1 protein-coding gene and 1 pseudogene are annotated in these 723 nt (G+C 58.6%); one reads left to right on the forward strand and one right to left on the reverse strand.

From position 1 onward, the window contains the following. The first annotated feature begins 57 nt into the window (after positions 1 to 57). Positions 58 to 249: a hypothetical protein gene (locus ACPGUT_RS16045; protein ID WP_423993122.1), complete on the forward strand. Its 192-nt coding sequence runs from the start codon at positions 58 to 60 to the stop codon at positions 247 to 249. On the opposite strand, the pseudogene ACPGUT_RS16050 reads toward ACPGUT_RS16045, so the two are convergent. Beyond that, positions 246 to 723 (reverse strand): annotated as a pseudogene (locus ACPGUT_RS16050) (alanine--glyoxylate aminotransferase family protein); the annotation flags it as partial. The gene ACPGUT_RS16045 and the pseudogene ACPGUT_RS16050 overlap by 4 nt on opposite strands.

Raw genomic sequence — 723 nt, forward strand, 5'->3', positions numbered from 1 at the left:
ATTTACAGCCGATTGAGTAGTCTTTGCCATGTGAGGTATAACGCAAGGCTTTGACACATGAGAGAGCACCAGCATTCCCGCGTTGAGGATTACACAGCAATTTGCTTGATCATGGCGCTGGTGAACCTGATGTGGATCATGTTTGTCATCTGGGCTTGGCAGGGTTTTGTCGCTGCGCTTTTGCTCAGCGCTGCGATCTACCATTCGATCAACCTGCTCGACAGGCGTTTGGCGCGAAGGCGCAGCTAGGCGGAAATGGCTTTGGCAGCCTTGTCTAACGCTCCGCTGCCATAGGGAATGTGCAAGGCGTCAAAACCGGCCTGCATACTTGCCAAAGTGCCCAAGACCATATGCGCGTTCACATGCCCCATATGGCCAATGCGCAAGAACCCATCGCCCTTTGGATCATCCGGCTCGCTCATGCCGAGCCCGATGCCAAGGGTGACTCCGGCTTCCTGTTCGCTCCAGCGGCGCAGGTCAGTTCCGAGCGGCGCACCAAGGCGCAGGGCTGTAACAGCATGCGAGCGGTGCGCAGCTTGCGCCACGTTCAGGGTGAGCGGTCCGCCCTCTGCCCAAGATTCGCACGCGGCCCAGATGACACGGGCCAATGCCTCGTGCCGCGCCCAAACCGCCTCCATGCCTTCGCTATGGATCATGTCGAGCGCCGTGCGCAGCCCGTAAAGCAGTTGGGTCGGAGCAGTGCCGCCGAAATACTCGAAGAAA

Source organism: Halocynthiibacter sp. (genome assembly GCF_049608145.1).
Taxonomy (GTDB): domain Bacteria; phylum Pseudomonadota; class Alphaproteobacteria; order Rhodobacterales; family Rhodobacteraceae; genus Halocynthiibacter.

Bases quoted from the DNA above. Each gene is read 5' to 3' on its own strand.
- ACPGUT_RS16045 (WP_423993122.1), top strand. From the start codon at position 58: ATGAGAGAGCACCAGCATTCCCGCGTTGAGGATTACACAGCAATTTGC.